The sequence below is a fragment of the Herbaspirillum sp. AP02 genome (assembly GCF_015767275.1).
In the GTDB taxonomy this organism is placed as follows: Bacteria; Pseudomonadota; Gammaproteobacteria; order Burkholderiales; family Burkholderiaceae_D; genus Herbaspirillum.
Window position 1 is genome coordinate 222,555 of the sequence record NZ_JADWMY010000008.1, and the last position, 14,120, is coordinate 236,674.

A 14,120-nucleotide genomic window follows, 5' to 3' on the forward strand; every position below is an offset into this window, starting at 1 on the left:
AGGGGCTTGCGGCAGGCGCGGCAACCTCTGCCCACTGGCCAGGAGCGCAGGAGTCTGCTGAGCTTAGTCGTTTTAATTGCTTCCCTGTAATCGTTCCTCTATTTACAATGCCCCGGAACAAAATCGTTTCCAGGCCGGTGGGCACGGGACTTGCCTGCCCCCAGATATCAACGCCCGCGACAGCGCAGACAGACAACCGCATGGTCAAGCCCCTGAAGACATCCCGGATTTTCCTTTCCTCCCTGCTGGCCGCCACGCTGGCTTACGCCGCTCCAGCCCACGCCGAGCATGCCTTTTCGCTGTACGACACGCCCAAGTATCCGGCCGGCTTCACCCATTTCGACTACGTCAATGCAGACGCGCCACGCCGCGGCACGCTCTATCTGGCCAACCCCGACCGCCGCACCAGCTTCGACAAGTTCAATCCCTTGTCCCTGAAGGGTGTGGCCGCCGCCGGGCTGGACCAACTGATGTTCGAGACCCTGGCCGTGTCCTCCGCCGACGAGGTCGCGACCGTCTACGGCTTGCTGGCCGACGACATGAAGCTGGCGCCGGACCGCATGTCCATGACCTTCCACTTGAATCCCAAGGCGCGCTTCAACAATGGCGACAAGGTCACGGCCGAGGATGTGAAGTATTCCTACGACACCATCCTGGCCAAGGGGGCGCCGCAATTCAAATCGGTCTTTGCCGATGTGAAGGATTGTGTAGTGGTCGATGCGGCGACGGTGCGCTTCGACTTCGCCAGCAGCAACCATGAATTGCCGTTGATCGTGGGCAGCGTGCCGGTGTTCTCCAAAAAATGGGCGCAGGGCACCCCCTTCGACCAGATCCAGCTGACCCCGCCCATCAGCACCGGCCCTTACGTGATCGAGAGCTACGACACCGGCCGCAGCATCACCTACCGCCGCAATCCCGACTACTGGGGCAAGGAGGTGCCGGCCCGGCGCGGCATGTTCAACTTCGAGCGCATCGTCTACCGTTTCTACAAGGATGACCTGGCACGCCTGGAAGCCTTCAAGGCCGGCGAGTTCGACGTGGTGGTGGAATACAGCGCCAAGAACTGGGCGCGCAGCTATACCGGCCCGCAGTTCCGCGACGGTCGCATCATCAAGAAGGAGTTCAAGCATTCCAATGGTGCCGGCATGCAGGGTTTCGTGATGAACCTGCGGCGCGACCAGTTCAAGGATGTGCGCGTGCGCCAGGCCATCGGGCTGGCGCTGGACTATGAATGGATGAACCGCCAGCTGTTCTACGGCCAGTACACCCGCATCTACTCCTTCTTCAACAACAGCCAGCTGGCCGCGACCGGCGAGCCGCAGGGCGACGAGCTGGCCTTGCTGAGGTCGCTGCAGGCCAAGGGCCTGAAGATCGATCCGGCGGTGTTCGGCCCGGCACCCATCCCGCCCTCGACCAATCCGCCCGCCTCGCTGCGCGCCAACCTGCGCCAGGCCCGCGAACTGCTGGCCCAGGCCGGCTGGGTCTATCGCGATGGCGCGGTACGCAATGCCCAGGGCGTGGCGCTGTCCTTCGAGATCCTGGATGACCAGAGTTCCATGTCGCGCGTCATCAGCGTGTTTGCGCGCAACCTGCGCACGCTGGGCATCGATGTGGTCCAGCGCAGCGCCGACTACGCGCTGGTGGCCAAGCGCATGGAAGATTTCGACTTCGACATGACCAGCATTCGCTTTCCCGATACCAGCAGTCCGGGCAATGAACTGTTCGACATGTTCGGCTCCAAGGCCGCTGATGAAAAAGGTTCCAACAACGCCTGGGGCCTGAAGGACCCGGTGGTGGACCAGCTGGTGCAGGCCGTGGTGGCGGCCGATACCCGGGTCCGGCTGACCGCTGCAGCGCGGGCGCTGGACCGGGTGCTGCTGCACAAGTACATCGTGGTGCCGCACTGGTATTCGTCCACCCACCGTATCGCCTACCAGAACCGCTTCGGCATCCCGCAGGTAGCACCGCTGTATTACCAGGCCGATCCCTATGTGATCAGCACCTGGTGGGAAGAGAAGGGGCGTTGAAGATGAAGCACGCAACGATGTCCGGCCAGGCCGGTCTTGAACGAGGATGCCTGCAGTCATGAATATCTGGTCCTACATTTTGAAGCGGGTGCTGTTGATGATCCCTACGCTCTTCGGCGTGGTCGCCATCACCTTTGCCGTGATCCAGTTCGTACCGGGCGGCCCGGTGGAACAGGCCATGCTGGAGATGAAAGGGCGCGGCGGCGGCGGTGAAGCCTCCGGCGGTGGCGCCGCCAGCGGGGCCTCGGCCTATCGCGGCCGGCAGGGCATCGACGAACAACGCATCGAGGAAATCAAGAAACTCTACGGCTTCGACAAGCCCCCGGTGGAGCGCTTCTGGAGCATGCTCAAGGGCTTCCTCACCTTCGACCTGGGCAAGAGCTTCTACCACCATGGCGATGTCTGGACCTTGGTCAAATCCAAACTGCCGGTGTCCATCAGCATCGGCCTGTGGACCTTCTTCCTGAGCTACCTGATCTCGGTGCCGCTGGGCATCGCCAAGGCGGTGCGCGAGGGTAGCCGGTTCGATGTCGCCACCACCGGCCTGGTGCTGGTCGGCTATTCCATCCCCGGTTTCGTGCTGGGGGTGTTCCTGCTGGTGGTGTTCGCCGGTGGTAGCTTCGTGCAATGGTTCCCGCTGCGGGGGCTGACCTCGGACAACTGGGCCAGCCTGTCGCTGGTGGGCAAGATCACCGACTATCTCTGGCATATCACGCTGCCGGTAGCGGCCTCGGTGATCGGCGCCTTTGCGATCATCACCATGCTGACCCGCAACACCTTCCTCGAAGAAATCCGCAAGCAGTACGTCCTGACCGCGCGCGCCAAGGGGCTGTCCGAGCGCAAGGTGCTCTACAAGCACGTCTTCCGCAATGCCCTGATCCCGCTGGTGACCGGTTTTCCCTCGGCCTTCATTGCGTCCTTCTTCGCCGGCAGCCTGTTGATCGAGACCCTGTTCTCGCTGGACGGCATGGGTCTGCTGGCCTATGAATCGGCGATCCGGCGCGACTATCCGGTGGTGATGGGCACGCTCTATCTTTTCACCCTCATCGGTCTTGTGGTGAAGTTGCTGGGTGACCTCTGCTATGTGTGGGCCGACCCGCGCGTCCAATTCGAAAGCCTGGCGAAATGAGCATGACCCCATCCTTGGCCCCGTCCATCTCGCCCAGCCGTCGCATCTGGCTGCGCTTTTGCGCCGACCGTACCGGTTACTGGAGCCTGGTGCTGTTTTCCATCCTGTTCGTGCTGAGCCTGGGCGCGGAGCTGATCTCCAACGACAAGCCGCTGCTAGCCAGCTACCAGGGCAAGCTGATGTTCCCGATGCTGCAGGATTATTCGGACAAAAGCTTCGGGGGCGATTTCGATTCACCGGCCGACTATCTCGATCCCTTCATCGAGCAGCAATTCCACAAGGACGGCAATTGGGTCATCTACCCGCCCAACCGCTACAGCTACAACACGCTGAACTACTTCGCAAAGCAGCCCAACCCGGCCGAGCCTTCGGGCGAGAACTGGCTGGGCACCGATGATCGCGGTCGCGATGTGTTTGCCCGACTGCTCTACGGCTTCCGTGTCTCGGTATTGTTCGGCATGGCACTGACCTTCATCGGCGTGGTGCTGGGCGTGGCCGCAGGTGCCGTGCAGGGCTACTTCGCCGGCCGCACCGACCTGGTCACCCAGCGCCTGCTGGAAATCTGGGGCTCCATGCCGGAGCTCTACCTGCTGATCATCTTTTCCTCGATCTTCCAGCCCAGCCTGGGACTGCTGCTGGTGTTGCTGTCGCTGTTTGGCTGGATGAGCCTGTCGGATTACGTGCGCGCCGATTTCCTGCGCAACCGCAATCTCGAATACGTGCAAGCTGCCCGCGCCCTGGGCTTGCCGGACCGCTTGATCATCTGGCGGCACGTCCTGCCCAATAGCATGACCACGGTGGTGACCTTCCTGCCCTTCCGCATGAGTGCGGCCATCCTGGCGCTGACCAGCCTGGACTTCCTCGGCCTGGGCGTGCCGCCCTCCACACCCAGCCTGGGCGAGCTGCTGGCGCAGGGCAAGAACAATCTCGATGCGTGGTGGATCGCGCTGTCCACCTTCGTGGTGCTGACCGTGACCCTGCTGCTGCTGACCAATATCGGCAATGCCCTGCGCAATGCCCTGGATGTGCGGAGGAAGGCATGAGCGGCCCCCTGCTGGAAGTGAAGGACCTGACGGTGCGCTTCGGCGACACCGTGGTGGTGGACCGCGTCAGTTTTTCCATTGCCCCTGGCGAGAAGTTCGCGCTGGTGGGGGAGTCCGGGTCGGGCAAGACCGTCTCCTCGCTGGCGGTGCTGCAACTGAACCAGGACGCGCGCTATGAGGGCAGCATCCTGCTCGACGGCCAGGACGTGCTGCAGAAGAGCGAGCGCCAGATGCAGCAGGTGCGTGGCAACGACGTGGCGATGATCTTCCAGGAGCCGATGACGGCCCTGAACCCGCTCTTCACCATTGGCAACCAGATCGCCGAGGTGTTGATGCATCACGAAGCCATCGACGCCCGCGAGGCCGCCCGGCGTGCCGTAGCCTTGCTGGAAAAGACCGGCATCCCCGAGCCGGCGCGCCGGGCGCTGTCCTACCCGCATGAGCTGTCAGGTGGCCAGCGTCAGCGCGCCATGATCGCCATGGCCCTGGCCTGCAAGCCCAAGCTGCTCATTGCCGATGAGCCGACCACGGCCCTGGACGTGACCATCCAGGTGCAGATCCTGGCCTTGCTGAACCAGTTGCAGCGTGAGGAGAACATGGCCGTGCTCATCATCTCGCACGACCTGAACCTGGTACGCCATTTCGCCGACCGCGTGGGCGTGATGGAGAAAGGCAAGCTGGTGGAAAGTGCCAGCGTGCCCGAACTGTTCGCCAACCCCCAGCAACCGTACACGCGCAAGCTGCTGCAAAGCCGGCCGCAGCGCAATGCCGCCGATGTCCCCGGGGACGCGCCGGTGGTGTTGCAGGCCGAGAAATTGCGCTGCACCTACCAGATCAAGCAGGGCTGGTTCGCCAAGCGCGCCTTCCATGCGGTCGATGGCATTGACCTGCAATTGCGGCGCGGCGAGACCCTCGGCATCGTCGGCGAATCGGGTTCCGGCAAGTCCACGCTGGGCATGGCCCTGCTGCGACTGTCGTCGGCCAGCGTGGCGGGCAGCATCCGCTTTGACGGCGTGCCGATTTCGGAGCGAAGCAGTCGCGACCTGCGGCCTCTGCGCGCGCGCATGCAGGTGGTGTTCCAGGACCCGTTCGCTTCACTCTCGCCACGTCGTACGGTGGAGCAGATCGTCGGCGAAGGCCTGGCCCTGCACCATCCCGGTCAGAGCCTCGAACAGCAGCGCCAGGCGATCGTCGCCGCGCTGGAAGAGGTAGGGCTGACGGCGGCCGTGCTGGAACGGTATCCCCACGAATTCTCCGGTGGCCAGCGCCAGCGCATCGCCATTGCCCGCGCACTGGTGCTGCAGCCGGAACTGCTGCTGCTGGACGAGCCGACCTCGGCGCTGGACGTGACCGTGCAGCAGCAGGTACTGCAGCTGCTTGCCGACCTGCAGCGCCGGCATGGCCTGGCCTATCTCTTCATCACCCACGACCTGGCGGTGGTGCAGGCGATGGCGCATCAGGTGATTGTGATGAAGGACGGCAAAGTCGTCGAAAGCGGCGCCACGGCGCAGGTCCTGCAGCAACCGCAACAGGAATACACGCGTCGCCTGGTGGCGGCGGCCACCTACGCCGAAACGGCGGGCTGACGCGGCGGCAACGCCAAAAAAGAAAACCCGAAGTCCGGATCAGCTCCGGGGCTTCGGGTCCATGCAGACTGCAGTTGTTTTTCTTTTCTCGTGCTTGAGGCGCGATTTTTTTGTAATGGGTGGTCAAGCCACCCGGGTCTCCTCCGGCATCTTCCGGATCATTGCTTGCGTGCGCCGTTGCCCGAGGCCAGGGTCAGTGGCTTGCCGGCCACCTTGCGGGCCGGCGCTGGCGCTACCTTACGGACTGGCGCCTTGGCGGCTGCCACCTGACGCCGCGCCGGTGCGGCGCGATGATTGGCGGCCACACGTGCAGGCGCAGCATGCGCGGCCGCATTGGGAACCTGCAACTGCAGGCTCTGGCCGGCGGCCAGCGTATCGCGCTTCAGCCCATTCCATTCCTTGATCTGCGCCACGCTCACACGATAGCGACCGGCGATGCCGGCCAGGGTGTCGCGCTTGCCGGCCTTGACGTAGATGCGGCGGGTTTCCGGCGCGTCCGGGGCAATGGCCAGGCGGGCGTTGTCGGCGATTTCAGGGGTCAGGTCGGTATCGAGCGCGGCGGTTTCCTCGGTCTTGGGCACCAGGATGGTGGAGCCAGCCTTCAGGACCATGCGCGGCGGAATCTGGTTGACGCTGCGGATCACTTCGGGGGTCGTGCCGAACTTGCTGGCGATGGTCTCGATACGCTCGCGGGCGCTGGAGACGGTGTGGGCGGTCCAGGTCGAGAAGGCCTGTGTCCACTTGGACATGTTGGCCTTGAACTTCTCGGCATTGTTTTCGGGCAGCAGGATCTTGGTGTCTTCGCCGCCGATGATCACCGGGCGGTTGAACTGCGGATTGAGCGCCTTGAATTCATCCAGCGACAGTTCGGCCAGTTGCGCTGCAACCTTGACGTCGATGTTGCGGGTCTTGCCGATGGTGACGAAGTAGGGCTGGTTGTCGACCTTGGGCAGGGCGATGTCGTAGCTGGCCGGGTTGGCGATGATGTTCTTGACCGCCTGCAGCTTGGGTACGTAGTTGCGGGTCTCGTTGGGCATCTGCGCCGACAGGGTGTTGAAGTCGATCGGCAGGCCGGCGGCCAGGTTGCGGTTCACGGCACGCTGCACCGAGCCTTCGCCCCAGTTGTAGGCCGCCAGGGCCAGCTGCCAGTCGCCGAACATGCCGTAGAGCTTCTGCAGGTAGGTCAGCGCCGCATCGGTCGAGGCCAGCACATCGCGGCGCTCGTCGGTGAACATGTTCTGCTTGAGGTTGTAGTCACGCCCGGTGGAGGGGATGAACTGCCACATGCCGGCGGCCTTGGCAGTGGACAGCGCCTCCGGATTGAAGGCCGATTCGATGAAGGGCAGCAGCGCCAGTTCGGTCGGCATGCCGCGCTTTTCCAGCTCCTGCACCACGTGGAACAGGTAGCGCGAAGCGCGCACCGTGGTGCGCTGGATGTAGTCGGGACGGGAGCTGTACCACTGGGTCTGGCTCTCCACCAGCGCATTGTCCAGATCAGGAATCCCGAAGCCCTTGCGGATGCGTGTCCAGATGTCGATGTCGTTCATCCCAGGCAGGGCATTGCCGGCCAGTTCGGGATTGATCGCATTGAAGGGAGCGGGGTAGATCGAGATATCGTTGGCGTAGGAGAGCAGCGGGGTGCCAGCGCAGAACAGGGCGGCAATGGCAAGTTGTTTCAAAGTACGCTGCATGTGGGCGATATCCTGTGCCAGAGGCAAAAGTTTGCGTGCGGCGCTTCCGTTGCAGAGCTGTGATTGAAGCTCGACACCTCCTGCCGGCGGGGTCCGGATCAGTCCGATCACGGTCGCGTGCAGGTTGACGGTAATGCAAGGTCGGAAGCTGCGAGTTTCCCCGGCGTGGTGCAGGGCGGACACCGGTTCGTAAAAAATCGTAAAAACGCTGGTGCCCACATTGGGGAATTGGAGGAGTGTACGGAAGACCCTTTTTCGCAGTCAAGTAAAAATTGGCGCCTGTTACAAAGCCAAGTCCTTGATTTGCAGGGAATTGCGCCCTAATTTTCCCCCAACGTCGGTCTATCTGTAGGTATTTTTCCATTCGCGCAGCGCCGCAAAGCTACTAACTTCGTCCAATTGCGCCAAACGGCCTGCCTTCTGCAGGGATTGATGGATTTCCGGTGAGATCGCCCGCAGGAAGGGATTGGTCTCGCGCTCCAGCCCGATGGTGCTGGGCACGGTAGGCAGGCCTTGCTCGCGGCGGGCGCGCTCGCGGACGATGCGGGCCGCCAGCTCGGCATTGCCGGGTTCCACCTCGGCGGCAAACTTCAGGTTCGACAGGGTGTACTCGTGGGCGCAATAGACCTGGGTGGTGGCCGGCAGGCTGGCCAGTTTGCCCAGGGAATCCAGCATCTGCTGCGGGCTGCCCTCGAACAGCCGTCCACATCCGCCGGCAAAGAGCGTGTCGCCACAGAAGAGCATCTGCTGCCGGGCGCTGTAGTAGGCGAGGTGACCCAGGGTATGACCCGGGACCTCGATGACCTCCAGTTGCAAGCCCAACGCGGTGATGTTGACCTGTTCGTTCCCGTGCAGCGGGACGGTGATCCCCTTGATGCGGGATTGTTCACGTGCAGGACCATAGACCGGAACGACAGGGAAGTCGTCGCTCACCGCCTGCCTTGCCAGCTCGACCACGCCGCCGACATGGTCAGCATGATGATGAGTCAGTAGAATAGCGGCCAACGTCAGGCCTTCGGCCTGCAATGCGGCCAGTACGGGCGTGGCATCGCCGGGATCGACCACGGCGGCGTAGCGCCCGTCGTGGATGATCCACAGGTAGTTGTCGTCGAACGCCGGTACGGCCAGGACGTCCAATGAAGTTTTCTGATCTGCTTGAGCTGGCTTGGCTGGCTGGGTCATGAGGCGCGAAAGAAGAGATGGCTGACAAGGCTGAACATGCCCACAATGCTGGCAATCCCGAAATTATAGACCTGGCCACCTGGTTGCAGACGCCCATCGGCAATTACCTGCGGCAGTGGGAGCAGCACCATCTCAATGCCCTGACGGCCGACATCTTCGGTTTCAATGCGGTGCAGATCGGCTCTCCCCAGATCCACGCCCTGCAGGCCAACCGCATGCCATATCGCTGGCTGGCCGACAAGCACATGCCGGTGGAAGGCCAATCCGAGCTGGAAGTGCCGCAGGTCGTCACGCCCGACTTCGGCGAACTGCCCTTCGCCAGCCAGAGCCTGGACCTGGTGGTGCTGCCGCATGTGCTGGAGTTTGCCGCCGAGCCGCACCAGGTGCTGCGCGAGGTGGAACGCGTGCTGATTCCGGAAGGGCAGGTCATCATCTGCGGCTTCAACCCCAGCAGCCTGTGGGGCATGCGCCAGGCGGCGGGGCGCCTGACCGGCGCGCACTTCCTGCCGCAGGATGGCGAATTCATCCGCCTGCCGCGCCTGAAGGACTGGCTCAAGCTGCTGAACATGGAAGTCAATCGCGGCCACTTCGGCTGCTACGCACCGCCCTGCGAGACCACCCAGTGGCTGGACCGTTTCGGCTTCATGGAAAAGGCGGGCGACCGCTGGTGGCCTTACTTCGGTGCGGTCTATATCGTGCAGGCGATCAAGCGCGTGCCCGGCATGCGCCTGATCGGCCCGGCCCTGCAGCGGCAGAAACTGAAGGCGCCGCGTGGCGTGCCGGTGACCAACCGCATCCACAAGACCGACTGACACCGACAAAACGGGCCGGGGCTGCGCGATCAGGTATCATCGCGGCCCGCCCACCCGAGCAAATAGATGGAAGAGTATGGACAAAGTAGAGATTTATTCCGATGGTGCCTGCAAGGGCAATCCTGGTCGTGGCGGCTGGGGCGCCTTGCTGGTGGCCGGCGGCCAGGAAAAGGAAATCTTCGGTGGCGAGCCCAACACCACCAATAACCGCATGGAGCTGATGGCGGTGATCCAGGCGCTCAATGCCTTGAAGCGCCCTTGCGAGGTCGTGGTGCATACCGACAGCCAGTACGTGCAGAAGGGCATCAGCGAGTGGATCCACGGCTGGAAGGCGCGCGGCTGGAAGACCGCCAGCAAGGAACCGGTCAAGAACGCCGACCTGTGGCAGGCGCTGGACGCCGCCCAGCAGCAGCACCAGGTGGAATGGCGCTGGGTCCGCGGCCACAACGGCCACGCCGGCAATGAGCGCGCCGACCAACTGGCCAATCGTGGCGTGGACAGCCTCCGTTAAACGGCCCTCCGTCGATTTTCAGTTCATTCGTATCAACATCAACACCAGCGTCAACACCAGCAGGAGCAAGCATGCGTCAGATCATTCTCGATACCGAAACCACGGGCCTCTCGCCGCGCGCCGGCAACCGCATCCTGGAAATCGGTTGTGTAGAGGTGCTTAACCGTCAGTTGTCAGGCAAGAACCTGCACTTCTACATCAACCCCGAGCGTGATTCCGAAGAAGGCGCGCTGGCCGTCCACGGCCTGACCACCGAATTCCTGGCCGACAAGCCGACCTTCAAGCAGATCGCCGCCGAGTTCCTGGACTACGTGCGCGGCGCCCAGATCATCATCCACAACGCCCCCTTCGACGTCGGCTTCCTGGATGCCGAACTCGCCTTGCTGGGCTTGCCTCCCTTCAGGGAGCACATCGCCGACGTGGTGGACTCGCTGCAGATGGCCAAGGAGCTGCACCCGGGGCGCCGCAATTCGCTCGATGCGCTGTGTGACCGCTACGGCATCTCCAACGCCCACCGCGTCCTGCACGGTGCGCTGCTGGATGCGGAGCTGCTGGCCGAGGTCTATCTCTCCATGACGCGAGGACAGAACTCGCTGACCATGGACCTGGGTACCGAGGAAGAAGTCAGCACCGGTGACGGCAAGCTGGAACTGGCCCCGCTGTCAGAAGTGATCGTGCTGGCCGCCAGCGAAGAAGAGCTAGGCCTGCACGAAGACGTGCTCAACCAGCTGGACAAGGAAGCCCGCGGCAGTTGCGTCTGGCGCTTCGAACCGCCGCCACCCGAGGCTGCCGCGGAAGCAGCCTGAGCAGGTGGGCCCGGCGACAGAATGTGGCCGGGCTGCCCACGGGATTTTGCATGGCGGTAAAAATGAAGAATTATTTACGAGGCGCTTGCACACCACGAAAAAGATTGGCATAATCTCGTCTCTCGATTGGCGCTGCAGCAAAAAGCCGGTCAGGTATGGAAGGTTAGCTCAGTGGTAGAGCACTGCATTCACACTGCAGGGGTCGCAAGTTCGAAACTTGCACTTTCCACCAAATTCAGAAAAGCCCGCCTTGCGCGGGCTTTTCGCTTTGCAGATTCAATATTTTTAAACGACCCTTCTGTGGTCGGTGCAATGCGGGTTTGGAGACGAGTCAAGAAGCATGCGGCCTAAAACTGAGACTCGGGATATCTTCCGAAACTAGATCGGTCGATGAAAATTTGAGTTGCTCCCACTTAACATATCGACGTGCAGCCTGCTGTTGAATTTATTCACAAATACGATTTGCTAGGGCGGGCATGCCAGCAATTGGGGCGGGCTATGGATGGCAGCACAGTCATCGCCTGATCTTATTGTTGTGAAGTGTAAGCTCCATATAGCGCCCACATGGCTTTCGCATGTGCGTTCTCCCGAAGCAATCAAGTTAGACATCTGCCGATATCCAAAGAGAGGCACTGCTTGTGATGCTTCGTTTAGCCGTTTCTTCAGGCTTCAATTCCTTTCAGGTCGAAGTGGCTGGTAACCTGCCATCCTACGATTCAAGTCCGAATGACAGAATATTTTGTGTCGCAATAGACCTTAAATAAGGCTTTTGGCGCCTTAGATATTGACTGTCGGTATTCATCATTTTCACGCTCACTCCGTCAATCATCAGATATCGGTGCCTGCTCTGTCGATATGCGCTTCCTTTATATCTGCTCTTCGCCTAAAACTACCTGTCCGCAGGCGTATGAAGGACGAAAAGTTCCCACGTAGAATGTTTATTCAAATCGTTGATTTTCTGTTAATTAGTTTGGTATAAGAGCTCAGCGGGGCGGCGTAATAATTAATTCAAAGTAGCCGGAGAAGAGCATGCAAACATATCTAAATTTAGGTGGGGACTCGAACGTCGTGCGGTATGAGATACGCGACGATTCTATAACGGTGGAGTTTGCTTCTGGAACCCACCGTTTTTATTTATATGATCACAATCAGCCAGGCAAGATGCACGTGGAGAAGTTGCAGACTTTAGCAAAAGCTGGTCAAGGCCTTAACAGCTACATAGGAAAAAATCTGAGAAGCCCGACTTCTTACGCACGTCGATGGTAAGTATCCGCATCGGTTGTTAGATCACACTCTGCTGTCGTCCCGCCGCACGCAAAGTGTAATAGATGTTTGCTGATAGATCGCGGTATGTAAGTCAGCCTCAGCCGACTTGACTGGCTGATCAACCAGATATCTTCTCGCGAGACTTTCAGGATTTTATTTTCTGAAACTGAAGTTGACCATAATGAAAATTCAAAGCGTAAGCATAAAGAACTTCAGAACGTTGGTTGACGTGACCATTCCATTTGACTCAGTCACGACGTTCATCGGACCTAACGGCGTCGGTAAGTCGACGGTGCTTAGAGCTCTCGATTGGTATTTCAATGGTAAGGCAGGAACTCTGTCAGAAGCGGACTGTTCATTTGGCGATACCCAGCGGAGTATCGAGGTGAGAGTAACTTTCTGTGATTTGAGCAAAAAAGACCGTGAAGCCCTTGGGAAATATGCGCCCGCTGAGGCGGATACGTTTACAGCATGGAAAAGCAGATCTCCGGAAGGCATAGAAATGATTTCTGCAAATGCTAAGGGTTTTTCAGAGTTTGAAAAGATAAAGGCGGCCACCACCGCAGGAGCAAAAAAGGCGCTGTATGCTGAATTAAGGAACGCGCAGCCGGAATTGAATCTTCCTAGCGCCGGTACAGCAGGAGCCGTCGATCAGGCAATGATGAGTTGGGAGTCTGCGCACATAGATATGCTCTCCGACGCTTCAGAAGGGCTTCAAACAAATTTTTTCGGCTTCAATAGCGAAGGGAAAATGAGTGGATTGTTTGATTTTGTTTTAATTACAGCAGATCTCCGGGCGAGCGAAGAATCGTCAGATACGAAGTCGAGCATCATTTCGCGGATATTAGAGCGCTCTGTTGACCGAGCTGCCGCGGATTCCGATATCGCCAGGATCGTTGAAGACTCTCGCGCCAGGCAACAGGCTGTCTATGAAGAGAAATTTAAGGGGCAGCTTGAGGTACTAACAAGAGAGCTAAATACTGTTATTGCAGGATATTCACCAGGACGCTCCGTGGCGGTGACTCCGGCAGAGATAGAGCTAAAGGCTTCGCGAACTACTTTCGAGGTTGCAATACTCGACGGAAAAACTGAAACACAAGTTGAACGGCAGGGGCATGGTTTCCAGCGGACGCTTCTGATTTCAGCTCTTCAACTATTAGCTCAATCAGGTGCTGCCGCAACTGAGGGAGTAATCTGCCTTGCAATCGAAGAGCCAGAACTGTTCCAGCATCCAATTCAAGCTCAGACTTTCTCGAGGGTTTTGAGATCGCTTGCAGAAGATCCAACTAAGCGGGTTCAGGTCACTTACGCTACACACAGCCCATATTTTATTGAATCTCGTCGGTTTGGGCAGGTCAGGAGACTCGATAGGGTGCCGGGAGAAAACCCTTCTGTTCAAATGCATTTCGCTTCAATCAGTGACGTGAAGAAGAGGCTCAATGGAGTCGTGAAACCAAACACGATTGATCAGCAGTTGGATGGCATGGTTGCGAATCAGCTTGCTACAGCACTTTTTGCCCATCGTGCTTTTCTTGTGGAAGGGACGACGGAGTCAGCTGTATTTCACGGTATTGGTGATCGTAGGTCAGATGGGTCTATTGAGGCTGGAGGGACAGCAATCGTCCCAGTACTCGGAAAGTCTTCACTACCTTTAGCACATACGATCTTGTCTTTGCTTGGTGTCCCGGTCTATTCATTATTCGATGCTGATGCGAATTTCGCTCAACGTGCTAAGAGCAAAGGGAAGTCGGAAGAGAAGATTGAGGAAGAACGTCGATCCCATGTTTCTGCAAATCGAACGTTGTTGCGTTATTTCAATATTGAAGAGTCCGACTTTCCAAAAGAGGTTGTGACGGAAAAAGTTGCTATTTTTGAAGACCACCTTGAGTCATATCTGGAAAAAAATTGGGCAGCCTGGTGCGCTGCGCGAGATAGCGTTGAATCTGAGACAGGTATGAAAATGGATAAAAATCAAAACGGATACAGAATCGCTACCAAGCGCGCTCAGGGTGATGTACCAGAAATGCTGGTGAAGGTACTTGAGAAAGCGGAAGGAAAATAAAACCT

Annotated in this window: 10 protein-coding genes and 1 tRNA gene; 9 read left to right on the top strand and 2 right to left on the bottom strand. The window is 59.4% G+C overall.

Going from position 1 to position 14,120, the window contains the following annotated elements:
- The first annotated feature begins 200 nt into the window (after positions 1 to 200).
- From I5R65_RS17160 to I5R65_RS17175, 4 genes are read left to right on the top strand one after another with little or no spacing between them, the layout of a single operon-like run.
- Positions 201 to 2,027 carry an extracellular solute-binding protein gene (locus I5R65_RS17160; RefSeq protein WP_180669046.1) on the top strand — a complete coding sequence of 609 codons (1,827 nt, stop codon included), beginning with the start codon at positions 201 to 203 and terminating at the stop codon, positions 2,025 to 2,027.
- 58 nt (positions 2,028 to 2,085) lie between these two features.
- Positions 2,086 to 3,156, top strand: a complete 1,071-nt coding sequence (locus tag I5R65_RS17165) for a microcin C ABC transporter permease YejB (RefSeq protein WP_180669047.1) — start codon at positions 2,086 to 2,088, stop codon at positions 3,154 to 3,156.
- The gene (locus I5R65_RS17170) at positions 3,153 to 4,199 is read left to right on the top strand and encodes an ABC transporter permease (protein WP_180669048.1); all 1,047 of its coding nucleotides are present in this window, start codon (positions 3,153 to 3,155) and stop codon (positions 4,197 to 4,199) included. Before I5R65_RS17165 ends, I5R65_RS17170 begins: the two co-directional genes overlap by 4 nt.
- Positions 4,196 to 5,785 carry an ABC transporter ATP-binding protein gene (locus I5R65_RS17175; protein WP_180669049.1) on the top strand — a complete coding sequence of 530 codons (1,590 nt, stop codon included), beginning with the start codon at positions 4,196 to 4,198 and terminating at the stop codon, positions 5,783 to 5,785. Before I5R65_RS17170 ends, I5R65_RS17175 begins: the two co-directional genes overlap by 4 nt.
- Before the next feature lie 158 nt (positions 5,786 to 5,943).
- On the opposite strand, the gene I5R65_RS17180 is transcribed toward I5R65_RS17175, so the two are convergent.
- Together I5R65_RS17180 and gloB are read right to left on the bottom strand one after the other, a co-directional pair.
- Positions 5,944 to 7,476, bottom strand: a complete 1,533-nt coding sequence (locus I5R65_RS17180) for a transglycosylase SLT domain-containing protein (RefSeq protein WP_180669050.1) — start codon at positions 7,474 to 7,476, stop codon at positions 5,944 to 5,946.
- 342 nt (positions 7,477 to 7,818) lie between these two features.
- On the bottom strand, positions 7,819 to 8,613 hold the full coding sequence (gene gloB / locus I5R65_RS17185; protein WP_180669051.1) for a hydroxyacylglutathione hydrolase: 795 nt from the start codon (positions 8,611 to 8,613) through the stop codon (positions 7,819 to 7,821).
- A gap of 62 nt (positions 8,614 to 8,675) precedes the next feature.
- On the opposite strand from gloB, the gene I5R65_RS17190 reads away from it, so the two are divergent.
- From I5R65_RS17190 to I5R65_RS17210, 5 genes are all read left to right on the top strand, one after another.
- Positions 8,676 to 9,470, top strand: coding sequence for a class I SAM-dependent methyltransferase (locus I5R65_RS17190; RefSeq protein WP_180669052.1), 795 nt, complete (start codon positions 8,676 to 8,678; stop codon positions 9,468 to 9,470).
- Positions 9,471 to 9,546: 76 nt separating this feature from the next.
- Positions 9,547 to 9,981, top strand: a complete 435-nt coding sequence (rnhA, locus tag I5R65_RS17195; protein WP_180669053.1) for a ribonuclease HI — start codon at positions 9,547 to 9,549, stop codon at positions 9,979 to 9,981.
- 71 nt (positions 9,982 to 10,052) lie between these two features.
- Positions 10,053 to 10,787: a DNA polymerase III subunit epsilon gene (gene dnaQ, locus I5R65_RS17200; RefSeq protein ID WP_180669054.1), complete on the top strand. Its 735-nt coding sequence runs from the start codon at positions 10,053 to 10,055 to the stop codon at positions 10,785 to 10,787.
- Between the two features lie 157 nt (positions 10,788 to 10,944).
- A tRNA-Val gene (locus I5R65_RS17205) sits at positions 10,945 to 11,019 on the top strand.
- A gap of 1,215 nt (positions 11,020 to 12,234) precedes the next feature.
- Positions 12,235 to 14,115 carry an ATP-dependent endonuclease gene (locus I5R65_RS17210; RefSeq protein ID WP_180669055.1) on the top strand — a complete coding sequence of 627 codons (1,881 nt, stop codon included), beginning with the start codon at positions 12,235 to 12,237 and terminating at the stop codon, positions 14,113 to 14,115.
- The last annotated feature ends 5 nt before the right edge of the window (positions 14,116 to 14,120 follow it).

Coding starts and splice junctions, on each gene's coding strand:
- I5R65_RS17170 (WP_180669048.1), top strand. CDS start 3,153: ATGAGCATGACCCCATCCTTGGCCCCGTCCATCTCGCCCAGCCGTCGC.
- I5R65_RS17165 (WP_180669047.1), top strand. CDS start 2,086: ATGAATATCTGGTCCTACATTTTGAAGCGGGTGCTGTTGATGATCCCT.
- I5R65_RS17180 (WP_180669050.1), bottom strand. CDS start 7,476: ATGCAGCGTACTTTGAAACAACTTGCCATTGCCGCCCTGTTCTGCGCT.
- dnaQ (WP_180669054.1), top strand. CDS start 10,053: ATGCGTCAGATCATTCTCGATACCGAAACCACGGGCCTCTCGCCGCGC.
- I5R65_RS17190 (WP_180669052.1), top strand. CDS start 8,676: ATGGCTGACAAGGCTGAACATGCCCACAATGCTGGCAATCCCGAAATT.
- I5R65_RS17210 (WP_180669055.1), top strand. CDS start 12,235: ATGAAAATTCAAAGCGTAAGCATAAAGAACTTCAGAACGTTGGTTGAC.
- I5R65_RS17175 (WP_180669049.1), top strand. CDS start 4,196: ATGAGCGGCCCCCTGCTGGAAGTGAAGGACCTGACGGTGCGCTTCGGC.
- rnhA (WP_180669053.1), top strand. CDS start 9,547: ATGGACAAAGTAGAGATTTATTCCGATGGTGCCTGCAAGGGCAATCCT.
- I5R65_RS17160 (WP_180669046.1), top strand. CDS start 201: ATGGTCAAGCCCCTGAAGACATCCCGGATTTTCCTTTCCTCCCTGCTG.